This window comes from Synechococcus sp. H55.7, assembly GCF_047462395.1.
GTDB lineage: Bacteria > Cyanobacteriota > Cyanobacteriia > Thermostichales > Thermostichaceae > Thermostichus.
In genome coordinates this window covers 1-3451 of sequence record NZ_JANSJD010000038.1, presented here as the reverse complement: position 1 = coordinate 3451, position 3451 = coordinate 1, and the positions used below count along the sequence as shown (strand labels likewise).

At 61.2% G+C, this 3451-nt stretch carries 4 protein-coding genes; 2 read left to right on the top strand and 2 right to left on the bottom strand.

Annotated features, from left to right (window positions below):
* Positions 1 to 234: 234 nt before the first annotated feature.
* On the bottom strand, positions 235 to 708 hold the full coding sequence (ispF, locus tag NW851_RS12750; protein WP_414334653.1) for a 2-C-methyl-D-erythritol 2,4-cyclodiphosphate synthase: 474 nt from the start codon (positions 706 to 708) through the stop codon (positions 235 to 237).
* Between the two features lie 305 nt (positions 709 to 1013).
* Positions 1014 to 1322, bottom strand: coding sequence for a TIGR02450 family Trp-rich protein (locus NW851_RS12745; RefSeq protein ID WP_414339013.1), 309 nt, complete (start codon positions 1320 to 1322; stop codon positions 1014 to 1016).
* Positions 1323 to 1440: 118 nt separating this feature from the next.
* On the opposite strand from NW851_RS12745, the gene NW851_RS12740 reads away from it, so the two are divergent.
* Both NW851_RS12740 and NW851_RS12735 read left to right on the top strand, forming a co-directional pair.
* Entirely contained in the window at positions 1441 to 1836 is a 396-nt protein-coding gene (locus NW851_RS12740) for a hypothetical protein (protein ID WP_414334649.1), read from the top strand.
* A 140-nt stretch (positions 1837 to 1976) separates the two neighbouring features.
* On the top strand, positions 1977 to 3329 hold the full coding sequence (locus tag NW851_RS12735; protein WP_414339010.1) for a TldD/PmbA family protein: 1353 nt from the start codon (positions 1977 to 1979) through the stop codon (positions 3327 to 3329).
* Positions 3330 to 3451 lie beyond the last annotated feature (122 nt).

Below are 3451 nucleotides of genomic sequence, written 5' to 3'. Positions count from 1 at the left end.
TTTTTTTATTGTTACGGGTACCACCGAGTTCTACACTTTGCTCTTCGTCGGCTGCGTCAGATGTGTATAAGTGACCGCGCCCGGCCCCTCTCCCAGAGGGAGAGGGGAGCTGGGATCGAGGCGGCAGGGGGTTTCACGACAATGGGGGCCAATTGGTTTTTTGAGGGAGCGATTGCTTGCCAGTTTGGCAGCTTGGGCAGGGCAACGGCCAGGTGCTTTCCGCAAGCCGGCGGCTCAGCGTTCCACCAGCAGGGCGACGGCAAAGGCAGCCATGGCCTCTCCCTGGCCGACGGGGCCGAGTTTTTCGTTGGTGGTGGCCTTCACGCCTACTTGTTTGGGCGATAGTTGCATGGCCTCGGCCAGGCGGGCCTGCATGGCGGGGATGTGGGGCTTGAGCTTGGGCTGCTCTGCCACCACGACGCTATCGACGTTGGCAATGCGCCAGCCCTCTTGGCTTACCAACTGCACCACCTGCTGCAAGAGGAGAATGCTGTCTGCCCCTTTCCAGCGCTCCTCTTCCGGGGGAAAGTAGTAGCCAATGTCCCGCAGGGCGGCGGCTCCTAGGAGGGCGTCCATAATGGCGTGGGTGAGCACGTCGGCGTCGCTGTGGCCCAACAGACCCTTTTCATAAGGGATCCGGATCCCGCCTAGGATCAGGGGGCGCCCTTCTACGAGGCGGTGGATGTCATAGCCCTGGCCAATGCGCACTGTTGCGGCTCCCTTGGGAACACCAGCGAGACTTTTGCCAACTTCCTTCCAAGAGCTTGGCTCACCGGGAGAGGAAAAGCGGCTGTTGAGAACGACTTCTTTCTATTCTGCCGACTCGAGAGGGGAGGAGCAGATGGGACAGGAAGAACCGCTGTAGCAGTCGAAGCAGATAAGGTGGGATTTCCCGTAGGGATTGGTACAGCGCTTGGCCCATTGATAGTCGCCGTAGCCGAGCTCTTTCCCACAGACATCACACCTGGGCATCGTTTTCTCCTCAAAAGTCTTGTAGCCAGAAGAATACAGCGCTAGAGGGATCCGGGGATCCCTGAGTCTCTAGAGAGAGACGATTCGCCAGATCCGCAGGGGATCCCGTCTTCCAGCGGTGTCCAGCCCGGCTGCCAGAGATCCCGGTTTTTGAGGGTGGCGGCGTTGACCCAGAGGCGCACCTGGGGATCGCAGACGGCCCTCAGCTCGGCAAACACCAGCCCCCCTTGCCCCTCTTGGCGGGCGGCGACCTGAAAATGTCGCCAACCCATCACAGGCTGGACAGAAGTCCACTTGGAGCCCAGCAGATGGGGAAAGCGCTGTTTTTGGCGGGGTTTGCTGCGAGCCATAGAGCTGCTTGCCAACCTTGCTCCAGGGCTGTCCTCGGCTGGATGGGGGAGACCGAGGGCGATAGGATCGCTAGGGATGCTTCGGCATTCCAAGCTCCTTCCCTCAGCATATCCACCTATGGTGCAGCACAAGCAACGGCTTGGGTTCTCTTGGCAGCAGGTATTGCTGCTCCTCCTGGCCTGGCTGGTTTGGGCAACGGGACTGCCCCTGGTCGCGTCCAGCGCTTGGGCGGCAACTGAGCCGGCACTCTCTGGCAAACTCACAGGGCCGGAGTGGCGCCAGGCGGATCCTGAGGCCAAGCAGGCGTTTTGTCGCAAAGCCTTTCAGGCGTTTCGGGCCTCTCCTGCCCAGAGTTACATCATCAGCTCCAATGTGCAAGCTTTGACCCCAGAAGGTTTGTGTCAGCGGCTGGATCAGTTTTATCAGTACGCCATCCACGACGAGATCCCGCTCAACCAAGCCGCCAACATTGCCCCCTTGCTGTTCTCGGATCAGCCGCTGGAGCAGCCCTGATGCGCCAGGGATCCGCAAAGCTGCCGGCAAAGGGATCCCAAGCCTAAGTGACCAGTTGAGATCATCTGGCCCCTGCTGTTGGGGCAGGTCTTGGCAGCAGGGTCGATAATAGAACTGTTCTCTTGCAGCTCTCAAGTTCTATGGCCGGCTCCGTCATTGCTCCTGAAAACCTGCTGGATCTTTGCGAACAGGGTGTGCAAAAGGCCCTGGCTGCCGGAGCTGACCAAGCAGAGGTGTTTGCCAACTCAGGCCGTGAGACGGAAGTAACTTTTGAGAAAAATGACCTCAACCTGGCCCGTAGCAGCAGCGAGACCCTGTTCGGCATCCGGGTTTTCTGCGGCGGCAGGCTGGGCTTTGCCACTTCCAACCGCCCAGAAGAGCTGGCCGAGACAGCGGCTGAGGCGGTGGCCATGGCCAAGGCTTCGCCGGCGGATCCCCTCAACGGCCTGCCGGATCCCCAGCCTCTGCCCCAGGTGCCCCTTGCCCTCGACCCAGGCCTGCTGGAACTGGATGCTGCTGAGCTGACGCAACTGGGATCCCAACTGGTGGAGTGGGTGCGCTCCCAAGACCCCCGCATCACCATTGACAGCGGCTCCTTCAGCGTGGAAGAGGATACCGTGGCCATTGCTTCTTCCACCGGCATCCGCGCCAACTACCACAGCGTCGAGGCGGGCGGATCCCTGTTTGGCATGGCCATCGATGGGGACGAGGTGGGCAGCTTTGCCTACGACGGCGACAGTGTGCAGAAGCGGGCGGAGCTGCTGCCGGCGCTGGAGCGGGCTTTTGAGCGCTTTGTGCAAAAGTGTGTGGGGGCCCTAGGAGCTAGGGAGGGGGAGAGTTTTCGCGGTTCCATCGTCCTGCCGCCGGATGTGGTGGAGGAGTTTCTGGGAGATCTCCTCTTTGTGCTGGGGGCGGACGCGGTGCGCAAGGGCAAAAGCCCGCTGGCGCAGAAGATGGGATCCCTGATCGCCAGCCCCCTGTTGACCTTGGTTTCCGAGGGGCTGGGCTTGCCCGGCCACCCCATCGAGCCCTTCGACCGCGAGGGGATGCCACGCCAAATTACCCCCCTGATCCACGAAGGGATCCTCTGCAACTTCATGTACAACAGCTACGAAGGCCGGGCTGCCGGCGTTCCCTCCAACGGCCATGCCACAGGGGGGGCGGGCAGCTTGCCGGGCGTGGGGCCGGCCTGTCTGAGCGTGGCCCCGGGGACAACCCCTTTGTCTGAGCTGTATGCGATGGAGCGGGGCATTATCGTCACGCGGCTTTCCGGCAGCAGCAACCCGATCACCGGCGATTTTTCCGGAGTGGTGAAGGGGGGCTTTTTGGTCAAAGGTGGCGAGAAGCGCCCCATCCTGGAGACCACCATTGCCGGCAACCTCTACGATTGTTTGCGCAATATCTCCGCCATCTCACAAGAGGTAACTGTTTTCAACGGCACCACGGCCTTTCCGACTCTGCGCATCGAAGATGTATCGGTAACGGCGGGCTAATCCTGAAGCGGCAGGCAAGGCCCTCCACAGCCGGGCAGAGCATTTATGAACTACCCCACCGCGTAGGCGGGTGGGGTTTCCTCACCCGCTTGGCAGCAGAGCTTTTGTCTCTTCTTCTGCCC

Coding starts and splice junctions, on each gene's coding strand:
- NW851_RS12745 (WP_414339013.1), bottom strand. CDS start 1,322: ATGGCTCGCAGCAAACCCCGCCAAAAACAGCGCTTTCCCCATCTGCTG.
- NW851_RS12740 (WP_414334649.1), top strand. CDS start 1,441: ATGGTGCAGCACAAGCAACGGCTTGGGTTCTCTTGGCAGCAGGTATTG.
- NW851_RS12735 (WP_414339010.1), top strand. CDS start 1,977: ATGGCCGGCTCCGTCATTGCTCCTGAAAACCTGCTGGATCTTTGCGAA.